The 16,724-nt window shown below is 65.0% G+C and carries 12 protein-coding genes; 9 read left to right on the forward strand and 3 right to left on the reverse strand.

All coding sequences use genetic code 11. From position 1 onward, the window contains the following. The first annotated feature begins 54 nt into the window (after positions 1-54). The 7 genes from ilvD (at position 55) to ACMX2H_RS07420 (ending at position 11,109) form a co-directional block, all read left to right on the forward strand. Complete coding sequence (ilvD, locus tag ACMX2H_RS07390) at positions 55-1,758, forward strand: dihydroxy-acid dehydratase (RefSeq protein WP_414959886.1); 1,704 nt, start codon at positions 55-57, stop codon at positions 1,756-1,758. A 413-nt stretch (positions 1,759-2,171) separates the two neighbouring features. Then, on the forward strand, positions 2,172-4,073 hold the full coding sequence (locus ACMX2H_RS07395; protein ID WP_414959887.1) for an acetolactate synthase large subunit: 1,902 nt from the start codon (positions 2,172-2,174) through the stop codon (positions 4,071-4,073). A gap of 2 nt (positions 4,074-4,075) precedes the next feature. Beyond that, a complete protein-coding gene (ilvN, locus tag ACMX2H_RS07400; protein WP_136786644.1) occupies positions 4,076-4,588 on the forward strand; it encodes an acetolactate synthase small subunit in 513 nt (170 codons plus the stop codon). Positions 4,589-4,625: 37 nt separating this feature from the next. Next, the gene (gene ilvC, locus ACMX2H_RS07405; RefSeq protein WP_414959888.1) at positions 4,626-5,651 is read left to right on the forward strand and encodes a ketol-acid reductoisomerase; all 1,026 of its coding nucleotides are present in this window, start codon (positions 4,626-4,628) and stop codon (positions 5,649-5,651) included. Between the two features lie 190 nt (positions 5,652-5,841). Next, on the forward strand, positions 5,842-7,431 hold the full coding sequence (gene serA, locus ACMX2H_RS07410; RefSeq protein ID WP_414959889.1) for a phosphoglycerate dehydrogenase: 1,590 nt from the start codon (positions 5,842-5,844) through the stop codon (positions 7,429-7,431). A gap of 166 nt (positions 7,432-7,597) precedes the next feature. Continuing rightward, positions 7,598-10,411: an ABC transporter permease gene (locus tag ACMX2H_RS07415; protein WP_414959890.1), complete on the forward strand. Its 2,814-nt coding sequence runs from the start codon at positions 7,598-7,600 to the stop codon at positions 10,409-10,411. Next, complete coding sequence (locus ACMX2H_RS07420; protein WP_136786641.1) at positions 10,408-11,109, forward strand: ABC transporter ATP-binding protein; 702 nt, start codon at positions 10,408-10,410, stop codon at positions 11,107-11,109. The genes ACMX2H_RS07415 and ACMX2H_RS07420 overlap by 4 nt, the downstream gene beginning before the upstream one ends. Before the next feature lie 170 nt (positions 11,110-11,279). Here ACMX2H_RS07420 and ACMX2H_RS07425 read toward each other — a convergent pair whose 3' ends face one another. Next, positions 11,280-12,221, reverse strand: a complete 942-nt coding sequence (locus tag ACMX2H_RS07425) for a hypothetical protein (protein WP_414959891.1) — start codon at positions 12,219-12,221, stop codon at positions 11,280-11,282. A gap of 343 nt (positions 12,222-12,564) precedes the next feature. Here ACMX2H_RS07425 and metG point away from each other — a divergent pair, with 343 nt between their 5' ends. Next, positions 12,565-14,124, forward strand: coding sequence for a methionine--tRNA ligase (gene metG / locus ACMX2H_RS07430; protein ID WP_414959892.1), 1,560 nt, complete (start codon positions 12,565-12,567; stop codon positions 14,122-14,124). Here the strand turns inward: metG and ACMX2H_RS07435 are convergent. Both ACMX2H_RS07435 and ACMX2H_RS07440 read right to left on the reverse strand, forming a co-directional pair. Further along, on the reverse strand, positions 14,121-14,645 hold the full coding sequence (locus ACMX2H_RS07435) for a hypothetical protein (protein WP_414959893.1): 525 nt from the start codon (positions 14,643-14,645) through the stop codon (positions 14,121-14,123). The genes metG and ACMX2H_RS07435 overlap by 4 nt on opposite strands. Before the next feature lie 85 nt (positions 14,646-14,730). Continuing rightward, entirely contained in the window at positions 14,731-16,137 is a 1,407-nt protein-coding gene (locus ACMX2H_RS07440) for an APC family permease (protein WP_414959894.1), read from the reverse strand. A 182-nt stretch (positions 16,138-16,319) separates the two neighbouring features. On the opposite strand from ACMX2H_RS07440, the gene ACMX2H_RS07445 reads away from it, so the two are divergent. After that, on the forward strand, positions 16,320-16,646 hold the full coding sequence (locus ACMX2H_RS07445; protein WP_414959895.1) for a cupin domain-containing protein: 327 nt from the start codon (positions 16,320-16,322) through the stop codon (positions 16,644-16,646). Positions 16,647-16,724 lie beyond the last annotated feature (78 nt).

A 16,724-nucleotide genomic window follows, 5' to 3' on the forward strand; every position in this document is an offset into this window, starting at 1 on the left:
ACCGCCGTCGTAATATGCCCTGAACACTGCGGCGCGGGTCATAGAATCAAACCCATGAGCGCGGACGTAACCCCTGATATCAAGCCCCGTAGCCGGGCAGTCACCGATGGCATCCACGCCGCTCCGGCGCGCGGAATGTTCCGAGCAGTGGGAATGGGAGACGACGACTTTGCCAAGCCGCAGATCGGCGTCGCCAGTTCCTGGAACGAAATCACTCCCTGCAACCTTTCGCTGAACCGTTTAGCCCAAGGCGCCAAGGAAGGCGTGCACGCCGGCGGCGGCTTCCCGATGCAATTCGGCACCATCTCCGTCTCCGACGGCATTTCGATGGGCCACGAAGGCATGCACTTCTCGCTGGTCTCCCGCGAGGTCATCGCGGACTCGGTGGAAACCGTCATGCAGGCGGAGCGCATCGACGGTTCCGTGCTGCTGGCCGGCTGCGACAAGTCGCTGCCCGGCATGCTGATGGCCGCGGCCCGGCTGGATCTGGCGTCCGTCTTCCTCTACGCCGGTTCCATCATGCCCGGCTGGGTCAAGCTTGAGGACGGCTCAGAAAAGGAAGTCACCCTCATCGACGCGTTCGAAGCCGTCGGGGCGTGCGCTGCCGGCAAGATGAGCATGGAAGACCTCACCCGCATCGAAAAGGCGATCTGCCCCGGCGAAGGTGCCTGTGGCGGCATGTACACCGCCAACACCATGGCGTGCATCGGCGAGGCACTGGGTATGTCCCTGCCCGGCTCGGCCGCGCCGCCCTCTGCCGACCGCCGTCGTGACGAATTTGCCCGCAAGTCCGGCGAGGCGGTGGTGAACCTGCTCCGTAAGGGCATCACGGCCCGCGACATCATGACCAAGAAGGCGTTCGAGAACGCCATCGCCGTCACCATGGCCTTCGGCGGCTCCACCAACGCAGTGCTGCACCTGCTGGCGATCGCCCGCGAGGCGGAGGTGGACCTGACGCTCGAGGACTTCAACCGGATCGGCGACAAGATCCCGCACCTGGGTGACCTTAAGCCGTTCGGCCGCTACGTGATGACCGACGTCGACAAGATCGGCGGCGTGCCCGTCATCATGCGCGCGCTGCTCGACGCCGGCCTGCTGCACGGCGACTGCCTGACCGTCACCGGCAAGACCGTGGCGGAAAACCTGGCAGAGATCAACCCGCCGGACGTGGACGGCAAGATCCTGCGCGCGCTGGACAACCCGATTCACAAGACCGGCGGCATCACCATCCTGCACGGCTCCATGGCCCCCGAGGGCGCCGTGGTCAAGAGCGCCGGCTTCGACGCCGACGTCTTCGAAGGCACCGCCCGCGTGTTCGAACGCGAACAGGGCGCGCTGGACGCACTGGACAACGGCCAGATCAAGGCCGGCGACGTGGTGGTGATCCGCTACGAAGGCCCCAAGGGCGGTCCGGGCATGCGCGAAATGCTGGCGATCACCGGCGCGATCAAGGGCGCCGGGCTGGGCAAGGACGTGCTGCTGCTCACCGACGGCCGGTTCTCCGGCGGCACCACCGGGCTGTGCATCGGTCACGTGGCGCCGGAAGCGGTCGACGGCGGCCCCATCGCCTTTGTGCGCGACGGCGACCGGATCCGGGTGGACATCGCCGCCCGCAGCTTCGACCTGCTGGTGGACGAAGCCGAGCTGGAAACCCGCCGGGTGGGCTGGGAGCCGCTTTCACCTAAGTTCACCACCGGCGTGCTGGCCAAGTACGCCAAGCTGGTGAACTCCGCCTCCACCGGCGCCTACTGCGGCTAAGCACGGCACCGTTCGGCAGCCGTAAAGGCTGAACCACGACGGCGGGTGCGCGCCCTGCGCGGGCCGCGCACCGCCGTCGTCCTTCCGCAGGGGACGGGCTGGGCCCCGGCCCAGAGGGTCAATTGAGTCCATGTTTTGGACTCAATTGCCCAAATAGTGAGACGCTGATGTCTCAGGTTGACACTGGTAAGCGCGTGGCACGAAACTGAAGCCATGCAAAGCGTATCCGTGGTCGTCCTTATCAAGCGCGTGGCGTAACGCCCGTCTGGTTCGACCACGTCACGCGCTAAACCCCATCGGAGCCAACCGGCTCGACGGGGTTTTTTTATTTGCAGAAGAGCACAGGGCCTTCTTCCGCTCGCGGAGGACGGCAAGCACATCAAAGAAACGTAAGATCCGCAAAGGAAAATCCGATGACTAAGGGATCGCCAGTCAGCCCCTCGCTGATGGCCAACAAGGCGCCGACCGCGGCCGACGCCGTCAAAACCAAAGATGTAGCTGCCTCTGTCTCTTCCGTCGTGGACGGCCTCAGCCCGGTCATCGGGCCGAACAACATCGTGCCGCCCACGGAAATGACCGGCTCACAAGCCGTTGTCCGTTCGCTGGAAGAACTGGGCGTCGATGACGTCTTCGGGTTGCCAGGCGGGGCTATCCTCCCCACCTACGACCCGCTCATGGATTCGGCCAAGATCAACCATGTCTTGGTCCGTCATGAACAGGGTGCAGGCCACGCCGCACAAGGTTATGCCATGGTGACCGGCCGCGCCGGCGTCTGCATTGCCACCTCCGGGCCAGGCGCCACCAACCTGGTCACCGCCATTGCCGATGCGCACATGGATTCGGTGCCGATGGTGGCCATCACCGGGCAGGTGTCCTCGGCCGTGATCGGCTCCGACGCGTTCCAAGAAGCGGACATCGTCGGCATCACCATGCCGGTCACCAAGCACTCCTACCTGGTCACCAAGGCGCAGGACATTCCGCGCGTGCTGGCCGAAGCGTTCCACATTGCGACCACCGGCCGCCCCGGACCGGTGCTGGTGGACATCACCAAGGACGCCCAGCAGTCCATGATGAGCTTCTCCTGGCCGCCGAAGATCGACATCCCCGGCTACCGCACGGTGGTGCGCGGGCATTCCAAGCAGGTCCGTGAGGCGGCCAAACTGATCGCCGCGGCCGAACGCCCGGTGTTCTACGTGGGCGGCGGCGTGATCAAGGCCCACGCGTCCCAGGAGCTGCGCGAGCTGGCCGAGCTGGTGGGCGCCCCGGTGGTCACCACGCTGATGGCCCGCGGCGTGTTCCCGGATTCGCATCCGCAGCATGTGGGCATGCCGGGCATGCACGGCTCCGTCTCCGCGGTGACCGCGCTGCAGCAGGCCGACCTGCTGATCACGCTGGGCGCCCGCTTCGATGACCGCGTCACCGGCGTGCTCAGCACGTTCGCCCCGGGCGCCAAGGTGATCCACGCGGACATCGACCCCGCGGAAATCTCCAAGAACCGCACGGCCGATGTGCCGATCGTGGGCTCCGTCAAGGAAATCATTCCGGAACTCGCCGACGCCTGCCGCGAGCGGTTCGCCGCGGAAGGCACGCCCGACCTCTCCGCATGGTGGGCCGCGCTGGACCGGCTCCGCGAAACCTACCCGCTGGGCTTCTCCGAGCCCGACGACGGTTTGGTTGCCCCGCAGCAGGTGATCCAGCGGATCGGCGAGCTGACCGGGCCGGACGCCGTCTACGTTGCCGGCGTGGGTCAGCACCAGATGTGGAGCGCGCAGTTCATCAAGTACGAGCGCCCGCACGCCTGGCTGAACTCGGGCGGCTTGGGCACCATGGGCTACTCGGTGCCGGCCGCGATGGGCGCCAAGGTGGGCAACCCGGACCGCGTGGTCTGGGCGATCGACGGCGACGGCTGCTTCCAGATGACCAACCAGGAACTGGCCACCTGCCGGCTGAACAACATCCCCATCAAGGTGGCGGTGATCAACAACTCCTCGCTGGGCATGGTCCGCCAGTGGCAGACCCTGTTCTACGACGGCCGGTACTCCAATACCGACCTGAACACCGGCCACGACACCGTGCGCGTGCCGGACTTCGTCAAGATGGCCGACGCCTACGACTGCGTGGGCCTGCGCTGCGAACGGGTGGAGGACATCGACGCCACCATCCAGCAGGCGCTGGCGATCAACGACCGTCCGGTAGTGATCGACTTCGTGGTCAGCCCCAACGCGATGGTGTGGCCGATGGTCCCCTCCGGAGTGAGCAACGACCTGATCCAGATTGCCCGCGACATGACCCCCGTATGGGAAGAGGAGGACTAGGCATGGCCCGCCATACCCTTTCAGTGCTGGTGGAGGACGTCCCGGGTGTGCTGACCCGCGTCGCCAGCCTCTTCGCCCGCCGCGCATTCAACATCCATTCTCTGGCGGTCGGCCCCACGGAAGCTGACGGGTTTTCCCGCATCACCGTAGTGGTCGAGGCCGAGGGCGATCTGCTGGAGCAGGTCACCAAGCAACTGAACAAGCTCGTGAACGTCATCAAGATCGTCGAGTTGGTTCCCGAAACTTCCGTGCAGCGCGACCACATCCTGGTCAAGGTCCGCGCGGATGCCGCAACACGGCTGCAGGTAACCCAGGCAGCAGATCTGTTCCGTGCCTCCGTGGTCGACGTGTCCACAGACTCGTTGGTTGTGGAGGCCACCGGCACCGCCGATAAGCTCGAAGCCCTGCTTGCAGTGCTGGAGCCGTTTGGCATCCGCGAAATAGTCCAATCCGGAACGCTGGCCATTGGCCGCGGCTCCCGCTCGATGAGCGACCGCGCGCTGCGTTCCGCCTGATTCCTTTCCACGAAATACCCAACAGGAGAAACCCAAAGTGACTGAGTTGTATTACGACGACGACGCCGACCTCTCGATCATCCAGGGCCGCAAGGTCGCTGTCATCGGTTACGGCAGCCAGGGTCATGCCCACTCGCTGAACCTGCGTGACTCCGGCGTCGACGTTCGCGTTGGCCTGGCCGAGGGCTCCAAATCCCGTGCCAAGGCCGAGGCCGAGGGCCTGAAGGTCCTCTCCGTCGCCGACGCGGCCGCCGAGGCCGACGTGATCATGATCCTCACCCCGGACCAGGTCCAGGCCAAGGTCTACGCCGAATCCATCGCGGACAAGCTCGAAGAGGGCAACGCCCTGTTCTTCGGCCATGGCTTCAACATCCGCTTCGGCTACATCGCCCCGCCGGCCAATGTCGACGTCGCCCTGGTCGCGCCGAAGGCCCCGGGACACACCGTGCGCCGCGAATTCGAGGCCGGCCGCGGTATTCCGGACCTGATTGCCATCGAGCAGAACTTCACGGGCAAGGCGAAGGAACTGGCGCTGTCCTACGCCAAGGCCATTGGCGGCACCCGCGCCGGCGTCATCGAGACCACCTTCACCGAAGAGACCGAGACCGACTTGTTCGGAGAGCAGTCCGTGCTCTGCGGCGGCGCCTCCCAGTTGGTGCAGTACGGCTTCGAGGTCCTGACCGAGGCCGGCTACAAGCCGGAGATCGCCTACTTCGAGGTGCTGCACGAGCTCAAGCTCATCGTCGACCTGATGTGGGAGGGCGGCATCGCCAAGCAGCGCTGGTCCGTCTCCGACACCGCTGAGTACGGAGACTATGTCTCCGGCCCGCGCGTGATCACCCCCGAGGTGAAGGAGAACATGAAGGCCGTTCTCGCCGACATCCAAGACGGCTCCTTCGCCAAGCGCTTCATGGACGACCAGGCCAACGGCGCCAAGGAGTTCCTGGAGCTGCGCAAGAAGGGCGAGCAGCACCCGATCGAGGCCACCGGCCGCGAACTGCGCAAGCTGTTCTCCTGGGCCAAGTCCGACGACGACTACACCGACGGCGTCGCAGCCCGCTAGTCCCGTGCTACGGCCGGCGCCCACGGCGGGCGCCGGCCGTCACTTTATGCCTGACCGTCGTTCCGGCGGAGGCGCCGGGCCCGCCGGCCCGGTAACAACTGGGGGACCGGGCGGCAGCCGTTCTAGACTGGACCCACCCCACTTATAGACGCACGGCCATCACCATGCATGCAGCGAAGGAACAACCCCTGTGGAAAAACCAGTAGTTCTCCTTGCCGAGGAACTCTCCCCAGCTACCGTCGAAGCCCTCGGGCCTGACTTCGAGATCCGCCAGACCGATGGAGCCGACAGGTCCCAGCTGCTGACCGCGATTGCCGACGTCGACGCCATCCTGGTCCGCTCCGCCACCAAGGTGGACGCCGAAGCCATTGCCGCGGCCAAGAACCTGAAGATCATCGCGCGCGCCGGCGTGGGACTGGACAACGTGGACATCAAGGCCGCCACCCAGGCCGGTGTCATGGTCGTGAACGCACCGACCTCCAACATCATCTCCGCCGCGGAACTGACCGTCGGCCATATCCTGGGCCTGGCCCGCCACATCCCGGCCGCCAACGCCTCGCTCAAGGGCGGTGAGTGGAAGCGCTCCAAGTACACCGGCACCGAGCTCTACGAAAAGAAGATCGGCATCATCGGCCTCGGCCGCATCGGCGCCCTGATCGCTGCCCGCATGCAGGCTTTCGAGACGCAGATCCTGGCCTTTGACCCGTACGTGACCAGCGCCCGCGCCGCGCAGTTGGGCGTGCAGCTGGTCAGCCTGGACGAACTGCTGGAGCAGTCGGACTTCATCACCATCCACATGCCCAAGACCCCGGAGACGGTGGGCATGATCGGCGCCGATGCCTTCGACAAGATGAAGGACACCGCCTACGTGGTCAACGTGGCCCGCGGCGGCCTGATTGACGAATCCGACCTGTACGACGCGCTGAAGGAAGGCAAGATCGCCGGCGCCGCCGTCGACGTCTTCGTCAACGAGCCCAGCACCGACCTGCCGTTCTTCGGGCTGGACAATGTGGTGGTCACCCCGCACCTGGGCGCGTCCACCGCGGAAGCCCAGGAAAAGGCCGGCATCTCGGTGGCCAAGTCGGTGCGTCTGGCGCTGGCCGGCGAGCTGGTGCCCGACGCCGTGAACGTGGCCGGCGGCGTGATCGCCCCGGACGTCCGCCCGGGCATCCCGCTGATCGAGAAGCTCGGCCGCATCTTCACCGCGCTGACCCACGATTCGGTGACCCAGATCGACGTCGAGGTCGCCGGCGAAATCGCCGAGCTGGACGTCAAGGCGCTGGAACTGGCCGCGCTCAAGGGCGTGTTCAAGGACGTCGTTTCGGAGCAGGTTTCATACGTCAACGCCCCGGTGCTGGCCGAACAGCGCGGCATCAACACCCGCCTGATCACCACCACCGAGTCCGAAGAGTACCGCAACGTGCTCACCATCCGCGGCGCGCTGTCGGACGGCTCGCAGATCTCCGTCTCCGGAACGCTGACCGGCCCCAAGCAAATCCAGAAGATCGTGGCCATCAACGGCTACGAGGTGGAAATGCCGATCAGCGAGCACGTCATCGTGTTCCTCTACGAGGACCGTCCCGGCGTCATCGGCACGCTCGGCCGACTGCTGGGCGAACAGGACATCAACATCGCCGGCATGCAGGTCGCCCGCAATGAGGACAGCAAGCAGGCGCTGGCCGTGCTGACCGTGGACAGCGCACTCCCGCAGGACCTGCTGGACCAGCTGAGTGTGGAAATCGGCGCCGTCGTCGCGCGCGAAGTGGACCTGCAGGACTAACGCTCCAGCCGCACTAAAGCCCGCCCGGTCCTCGCTCCATTCGCAGGGCACGGGCGGGCTTTGGTCCGACGCGCGGGTCGATTCCTCGACTGCGCGCACCTCATGAGAACCTTAATGCCGGGTCAATGCGACCTTTGACCTCATTGCCGCCGTATGGAGTGATTTTTTGGAAATCCGGTTCAACGCCGCGTCGCGCTTCATGCGCAGCCGGTCGCTCGTGGTCACGGTTGCCGTCCTGATCGCAGCGATGGTTCTCTCGATTTTCGTCCAGGGCCGGGCACAGGCGGCGCTGACCCGGGTGGTGGACGAAAACAGCCGCGGCGTGTACGACATCCTGGTCCTGCCCGGCGGCGCCGGCGGGGATGAACTGCGCCAGCCCGACTTCCTGTCCGGCAACGGCGGAATCGCCGCCGCAGACCTGGACCAGGTCCGCGGGATCGACGGCGTGTCCGTCGCAGCACCGATTTCGCTGGTCTCCAAGGTGGTCCAGGACATCGAGTTCCCGCAGCTGAAGGCCACGGACTACGTCGGCTATAACGCGAACATCGAGCAGTACCTGAAGTCTCAGGGTATCCAGGACGCCGTGCCGGAAGGCGAGTGGCCCGAGCCCGCTTCGGTGTTCAACGAAGAACCGACCAACTACCGGATCACCGCCAAGGCCGTCAGCAATGACGGCCTGAGCGACACCGTTCTGTTCGAAACCGCCGCCGAGGGTTCACTGGGCCAGGCGAAGCTGGAGGAACTGGACGTTCCCGGCGGCACCAGCCTGCGCACCGTGGCTCCCGAGGACGAGACCGGCATCAAGTTCCCGGACCCCGCCGGCGGCAGCATGCACGGCGATTTTGACACCACCATTGCGCTGCCGATGCTCCCGCAGATCACCGAGACCGTGGTCGCCGTGGATCCCGCTGCCGAATCTGCGTTGCTCGGCGAGGCCGGCGACTTCCTGGCTCCGCTTAAGCAGGCGCCGGAAGCCACGGACCGCAACGCCCAGGAACTGGGCCAGTACTTCTCCTCGCAGTTCGGCATGGGCATGTTCTCCGAGGGCGGCGAAGGCGCCGCGATCGACGGGCACCCGTTCCAGTTCTGGAGCCCGTTCTTCGTCCAGTACCAGAACGCGGTGGAAGCCGGCACGCTGGACGACGAGTCGCAGGTCATCCCCATGGTGGTCCGCTCCGGCACCGACCTGGACCTGACCTACTCGGTCAAGATCGAAGAATTGGACGACGCCGGCAACACCGTCAAGGAAGTCGGCACCGTCAGCAAGGAGCTGGGGGAGGGCTACCTGCCGTTCGCGTCCAGCAAGCCGTTCCAGCTGCGCTGGCCGGGCGGCGAGGACTACAATTACCTGCTCGGTTCCGGCGGCGTCCAGATGGTCGCCGGCCTGCACCAACCGCCGGTGTGGACCACTGACTTCATGTCCAACCCGGATTACGCGCTCGGTGATGCCGCCAGCGACGGCAGCGCCGAGCAGACCGCCACGCCGCAGGGCTGGATCCAGGTCAACAAGCTGCCGGAGAAGACCCTCCAGTGGCAGCTGGAACCGGACCAGAGCCAGCGCGCACCGGTGGAGGAACAGTCCTACCGCAGCACCGTGGATTCCGGCACCGAATCCGCCACGCCGCTGCCCTTTGTGTACGGCACCTTTGACGCCGCCGCGGTGCGGGAGGCCGCCGGCGATGTCAACTACCTGCCGTTGGGCGGCTATGATCCGACGCCGGTGACCATCACCCACGATGCCGAGGGCAAAAAGATCGACGAGACGGTGATGAAGCCGGGGCTCAGCGGTGCTGGCCTGGCCGTGCAGTCCGCCGGTGCGATCACCGACTTCGCCGGGCTTGCCGCGGTCCGCGGCACCAGCGCGGACGACGCCGTGATCGACGCCGTCCGGGTCCGGGTGGACGCCGGCGGTTCATGGGCCGACGCCGAGGACCAGATCAACACCGTCGCCGCCGCCATCGAGGACCTTGGCCTGGAGACCCAGGTCGTTGCCGGTTCGGCCCGCGAAGACGTTTCCATCTACGTTCCCGATTACCACAAGGACGCTTCCGGCACGGTCAGCGATCTCGGCACTGTGCAGCAGTCCTGGGTCCGCCAGGGCGCAGCCGGCGAAGTCCACGGTGCCCTGAGCGCGTCCAGCGCTGCGTTGTTGGCGCTGACCGTCGGCGGTGCGGCCCTGTTGACTGCGGCCAGCGCCGTGGCCTTCACCCGTTCCCGCCGGACCGAAGCCGTGACGCTGCGGGCCATGGGCTGGAACCGGCGCCGCATCCGATCCTGGTTCCTGAACGAGCTGCTGGTCGGTGGCGTTGCCGTGCTGGCGGTGGCGATCATTGCCAGTGCCATCAGCCGCAGCGCTGTGACCTTGTGGGTATCGCTCATCGCGCTGGTGGTCTACGGTGCTTCCTCCTTCATCTCGGCGGCCATGCTCAAGCCGCATCCGAAGAGAGATACAGAACCGTCCGGTGCTGCCGGTGTGCCGTCCGTGAAGACGCCGCTGCAGTTCGCCGCGCGGCAACTGAGCACCAACCGGTTCAACACCGTGGCGATTGCCTTGGCGGTGGCCGTGCTCGGCGCCGCGGCCGGAGCCCTGGTAGCCGTGTTGGCGGACATTCCGCGCGCCGCAGGCAGTACCGCGCTCGGGTCGCTGGCCGCCTCGCAGCTAAGCGGACTCAACATCGCACTGGCGCTGCTGGGCGTCGTGACCGCGCTGCTGTTGGCGCTGATGACCACCCGGTTTGAAGCCCAGCGGAAGCGCGAACAGTTCGCCATCCTCGGCGCCATGGGCTGGACGCCCACGCTGCTGCTGCAGGCCCGCCGCGGCGAGGCCGGCATCACCGCGGCCGTCGCCCTGCCGCTGGCGGTCATCGGCGCCGTCGTAACTGCCCTGTTTATCGCACCGCACGCTGCGGTGTGGGCCGCTGCCGCTGGCATCGTGGCCGTGCTCCTCTGGTTTGTTTTGATGACAAGGACCCGGAAATGATTGAAGAACGCCTGACCCGCGCTGCCATCAAGGAGCGCACCGAGGACCACGCCATGCCGGTGGAGCTGCGCGGCATCACCATCCGGTACGACGGCGGGGCCGAACCTCTGGTGATCGCCGAGGACTTCGACCTCGGCCTCGAAGCCGGGACCATGCACTGTCTGGCCGGCCGCAGCGGCTCCGGCAAGACCAGCATCCTCACCGTGGCTGCCGGTCTCCAGGAGCCCACAGCCGGCGAGGTATTCTGGCAGGGCGATGCGCTCAGCACCATGGACGATGACCAGATCTCCGACCGCCGCCGTGCGCTGATCGGCTACGTGGATCAGGGCGGGGCGCTGATCGACGGCATGAGCGCTCTGGAGAACGTGCTGCTGCCGGCCGTACCCGACGGCCAGGTTGAAGAGCGCACCGAGATGGCCAAGGACCTGCTGGACCTGGTCGGTCTGGGCCGCCGCATGCGGCACCGCCCCGGCCAGCTCTCCGGCGGCGAACGCCAGCGCGTCGCGATCGCCCGCGCCCTGATCCTGGGCACCAAGGTCCTGGTGGTGGATGAGCCCACCGCCAACCTGGACCGTGAACAGGCCAATAAGATCATCCACATCCTGAAGGACACCACCCAGGACGGCATCGCCGTGCTCGTGGCCTCCCATGACCAGGAGCTGATCAAGGCTGCCGACAGCAGCACCAAGATGAACTAGCAAAGGCCCGGCCCCCGGGGCCGGGCGCCTAGCGTCCTGTCGCATCTCTTCGAGGGCGGGGAAAATCTTTGAGGGCAGGGTCCATGGACCCTGCCCTCAAAGATTTTCCCCGCCTTGGCGGCGCCCTGCACCGCCCTGGTGCAGATCGGGGCAACCGTGGCCATAGTCAGCTACGCCGCGGTCTGGCTCGCCCGAAACGCCTTTTCGTAGGCGTGGACCAGCCGGCGCCTCAAAGCTTCGTCGTCGCTCAGGTCCGGCCAGCGGACGCGGACGAACTTCCAGCCATACTCCATGAGCAATGTTTCCCGTTTCCGCTCTTTGAGAAGTACCGCATCCGTGTCTAGTTCGAGGTTGTATTTGGTGTCGCCGTCGAACTCGAGAATTAACTTGAGTTCAGGCCAAGCCATGTCCGCCCGGTACCGGCCATGGGCTGTCTCAAGCTCATATTGCAGTACCGGCGGGGGAAAGCCCCATGTGAGGACTTTCAGACGCAGCCGGGTCTCCCCGGGTGACTCACTCAATCCGCTCGCGGCAGACATCACTTGTCGCGCCTTGCTGATGTTTCGGAACCCTGTCTGGTCTTCGATAATGTCCCAGATCTTTCCGGGTAGAGCTCCTGCCCGGAGCACGGAATCGGCAATGACGGTGGCCAATTCGAACGGCAGCAACTTTGCGCAATCAACCAAGGTACGTTCAGGGGTTGTCAAGAGGAGACCGTCCCGCCGAACCAACTGATCAGCCGGGATCGTTGTGTTGTGTCGTACTACGCCCACTGAATTGTCTCCATGCCGCGACCGCTGGACAACGTGGATCTCCGTGGGTGCGTTCCACACGTCAAAGCTCCATAGCCGAGCGGCTGAGACGTGGCTGTACACCAGCGCTGATCGTGTTGTCAGGTGATGGGCCCGCACCATCCAGGTGTCGCGCTCCCAAGATTTCTGCATGCGCCAGTATGGAGCGGAAATGTAGACCCCATGCCGTAGCCGGAAGATGTGTCGCGCCTGCAGCGCTGCGTGAATGTCGCTTTCCTCGTATCCGGCAGTACGCAGTTCCGAAAACGTTTTCAGCTGACCGGGCGGGATCTCTAGCCGTGGCGCGAGCGGTGAAGGCATGGGAACAATCTGCCTGCACACGGAAGCGCAGTCCATAGCCTCGCCGGTGTTGTGGATAACGTCCGATGGAGAAAGCACGACGACGGTGTTCCCTGCCTTTGACACGTGGCCGCAATGGGACGCCCATTCCCACCGCTGCTCCTACGCCGTCAACTGTGATGATCGACAAGGCAGCGCAGCAATCCGACATGCTCCGACGCCACTTCCCACGCCGCTGCGCAGGCCACGAATCCGGCACCACTCCGCACCGCCCGACGCCACTTTCGCGTTGCGGGCGCCATCCCTACATCACGCGACGTTGCGCATTTCGACAACCGCCGAACGCAGAGGGTAATTTCATAGAGTGACCTCATCTGAGCCCAAGACCCCGTACTACATCACAACGGCCATCACGTACCCAAACGGCGTGCCGCATATCGGCCATGCCTACGAGTACATTGCCACGGACGCGATGGCCCGTTTCAAGCGGTTGGACGGCTACGATGTCATGTTCCTGACCGGCACTGACGAGCACGGCATGAAGATCGCCCAGACGGCAGCCAAGGAGGGCATCACGCCCAAGGAACTCGTGGATCGGAACACCGCGGTCTACAAGTCGGCGCACCAGGTCTTGGAGATCTCCTATGACCGGTTCATCCGCACCACGGATGCGGATCATTACCAGGCTTCCCAGGCCATCTGGAAGAAGATGGAAGAGGCCGGGGACATCTACCTGGGCAAGTACGAGGGCTGGTACTCGGTCCGCGACGAGGCCTACTACGCCGAGGATGAGACCGAGCTCCGCGAGGACGGCAAGCGCTATTCCATCCAGACGGATACCGAGCTGACCTGGACGGAGGAGGAGAGCTACTTCTTCCGGCTCTCCCAGTACCAGGACAAGCTGCTCAAGCTTTATGAGGAGCAGCCCAACTTCGGCGCGCCCCGCAGCCGCTTCAACGAAGTCATCAGCTTCGTCAAGGGTGGCCTGGAGGACCTGTCCATCTCCCGCACCACGTTTGACTGGGGCGTCCCGGTCCCAGGCAATGACAAGCACGTCATGTACGTGTGGGTGGACGCGCTGACCAACTACCTCACCGGCGTCGGGTACCCGGACACCGAGGCCGAAGCTTTCAAGAAGTACTGGCCCGCCGATGTCCACGTGATCGGCAAAGACATCTCCCGCTTCCACGCGGTGTACTGGCCGGCCTTCCTGATGTCCGCCGGGCTGGAACTGCCCCAGCGCGTGATGATCCACGGCTTCCTGAACAACAACGGCGTGAAAATGTCCAAGTCGCTGGGCAACGTGGTGGCCCCGGACGAGTGGGTTGCCCAGTACGGCCTGGACCAGGTCCGCTTCTTCCTGCTGCGCGAGGTCCCCTTCGGCGCCGACGGCTCGTACAGCCATGACGCGGTGGTGGGCCGGATGAACGCGGATTTGGCGAATAACCTGGGCAACCTGGCCCAGCGTTCGCTGTCCATGGTGGCCAAGAACTGCGAGGGCAAGGTCCCGCAGCCGGCCACGTTGGCGCCCGAGGACCACGAACTGCTGGCCCGCGCCGAGCGCCTCTTGGAGAAATCGCGTGCGGCCTACGAGGTGCAGGACTTCCACGGCTCGCTGGAAGCCATCTGGACCGTGCTCGGCGACACCAACGCCTACTTCGCCGAACAGGCGCCGTGGGTGTTGCGCAAAACGGACGTGGAGCGGATGAACACCGTGCTCTACGTGACGCTGGAAGTGCTGCGGATTGTCTCCATCCTCATTCAGCCGGTCATGCCCACCTCGGCGGGCAAGCTGCTGGACGTGCTGGGACAGCACGACGGCGCCCGCGACTTCGCTGCCATCGGCTCGGCTTTGGTGCCGGGAACCCCGCTGCCGGCTCCGACGCCGATTTTCCCGAAATACGAGGAACCGGCCGCCGACTAACGTTCTGGCGAAGCAAGGAAGCGCTGCGGTGCGGTGGTGTTCATCATCCGCTCCACGCGTTTTTGCTGGGCCACCGCCTGCGCCTCCAGCTCCTGGAAACGGAGGGCATCCAGGCGGGGGTCGCTGGGTGCCAGCTCAGCCAGAATTTGCCACATGCATTGCTTCCCGCGCAGCGCGGACAGCATCGATTCGAGCTCCAGTTGGGTCCCTACGCCGCCCGAAGCACGGGTCGGATTGAGCGGGTTCACTTTGCTGATGACGGCTCCGGCCGCGGCGGCGAGCCGCTTGAGCGTGTTGCGCCGGTGGCCGAAGCTGCGGTGCAGCGCCTTCAGCTCCCTGCGCTCGGCGGACAGTTCCTCCCGCAGCTTTCGGAACTCGGCCTCCTGCGGCGTGCCCGCCCATGCCTGGCGGACTGCGTCGAACAACTGCACACCGGCCGCTGAGCCCAGCAAGTGGTAGTCCAGATAGGACGCGATGTCCTTGTGATTCAGCGTGCGTGTCGACAGTTTGTCAGCGGCCATGGCCTTCCTCTCTGCTGCCGGTCATCTCAAGCGGATGGATTCCGCCGTCGTCGTCATGACTGTCCTTACCCACAAGAGCGCGCGCTCATTCACCCAATTCCTCCGGGTGGCGGAACTTGGTTCTCCTGCCGTAGGCGCCCCGATTCCACATCCAGGTGAACAGCCACAGCACCAAACCGAGGCCGATCATCATGCCGGCAATCTGGTACTCAATCGGATCCTGCGCCCACGGACCCACCAGGAAGAGGCAGGTGAACATGCCCAGATAGGGCAGCACCGTGGGGGTCCGGAAATGCTTGCGGTCCACCGGTTTCCGGCGCAGCACCAGCACCGCCAGGTTCACAATGGTGAAGACGCCCAGCAGCAGCAGCGCGGTAGTGCCGCCGAGTGCGGTAACGCTCTCGGCGCCCATCACGTTGGTGACCACAAAGATCAGCACGAAGGCAATGAGCGTGGTGAAGATGATCGAGGCCCAGGGGGAGCGGCGGTTGGAGTGCACCTTGCCCAGGAAATGCGGCAGCACGTCCTGCCGCGCCATGCCGTAGAGCAGCCTGCTGGCCATCAGCATGTTGATCAGTGCGGTATTGGCCACCGCGAACATGGACAGGAACGGGTAGATGACGTCCACCGGCAGGCCCGGCGCTCCGATCTGCACGACCTCCAGCAGCGGTGTGGGGCTCTCCGACAACTGCCCGATCGGCACAATAGCCACCGCGGTGATGGACACCAACAGGTACACAATCACGGTGATGCCGAGGCCGGTGAGCATGACTTTGGGGAAGATCCGGGACGGGTCCTTGGTTTCTTCGGCCATGTTGACTGAATCCTCGAAGCCTACGAAGGAGAAGAAGGCCAGAGAGGTGGCGGCCGTGATGGCCAGGAAAACGCTCTTGTCGTTCGAGGTTTCGAAGACCATCACCCGGCTGAAGTCCACATTGCCCTGGCTCATCGCCCAGAATCCGATGAGGATCACGATCAGCAGGCCGGTGAACTCCACCAGGGTCAGCACCACGTTGAACTTCACCGATTCGCTGACGCCGCGGAAGTTGATCGCCGCCAGGACGGCCATGAAAATGATGGCTACCCAGGTCACCCCGGTCTGGTTCCAGTCCAGGTTGAAGCCGGCAATGAAGTTCTCGCCGAGGAATTTGGCAGCGGTGGAGGCCGAGGTGATGCCGGAACTGAGGACGGCGAAGGTCACCAAAAAGGTCAGAAAATGGATCCCGAAGGCCTTGTGTGTGTACAGCGCGGCGCCCGCAGCTTGCGGGTACTTTGTCACCAACTCCAGATAGGAGAAGGCGGTGATGGTGGCTACGACAAACGCCAGCAGCAGGGGCGCCCACGCCGCGCCGCCCACCTCACCGGCCACCTGCCCGGTGAGGGCGTAAACGCCGGTTCCCAGGATGTCGCCCACGATGAAAAGCAGCAGGAGCTTGGTGCCGATGGCCCGCTTCAGCTCCGGATGCTTCTTGGTTTCGGTGGATTCGCTCACGGTCGACCTCCGTCCACGCAGTACTTGCCGCTGCTCTATCCGGCCAACGTAGCACCCGCTAGAGACGATGTCTGCGGCACAGACGCGTGCGGGGGAGACACTCACCCAGATTGCTCTTCCCTAGGCCTGCGGGGGCCCAATCGGTAGAGTGTCGGCTACTTGCGACGCGGAAGGATGCTCCGATGACCTACCAGACCATGTCCTTCAACAGTCTGCGTCCAGCCGCAGGCGCCGCCGTCTTCCACGGCTCCGAACACGGCGCGCACGCGTCCTTCTTCGTCAATTCCCGCGGCGCCGAGCGCCATCGCCACCCGTATGAAGAGATCTTTGTACTGCTCGACGGCGAGATCGACTTCATCATCGACGGCGAGTCCGGCCATGCAGCCTCCGAGACCGTGATTGTCATCCCAGCACATACCTGGCACGAGTTCACGGCGACCAGCGCCGACGGCGTGAGGATGGTCAACATCCATCCGGTCGCGCAAATGCAGACCGAATGGGCCAAATGACCTCGGCCTGCGCCGGGCGCCCGCGGTCATCGACCCTCGGACCACAGCGAAACGTCCGCGCCCCTCACACACGGTCTT

The organism is Arthrobacter sulfonylureivorans, from assembly GCF_047607445.1.
Classification (GTDB): Bacteria; Actinomycetota; Actinomycetes; order Actinomycetales; family Micrococcaceae; genus Crystallibacter; species Crystallibacter sulfonylureivorans_A.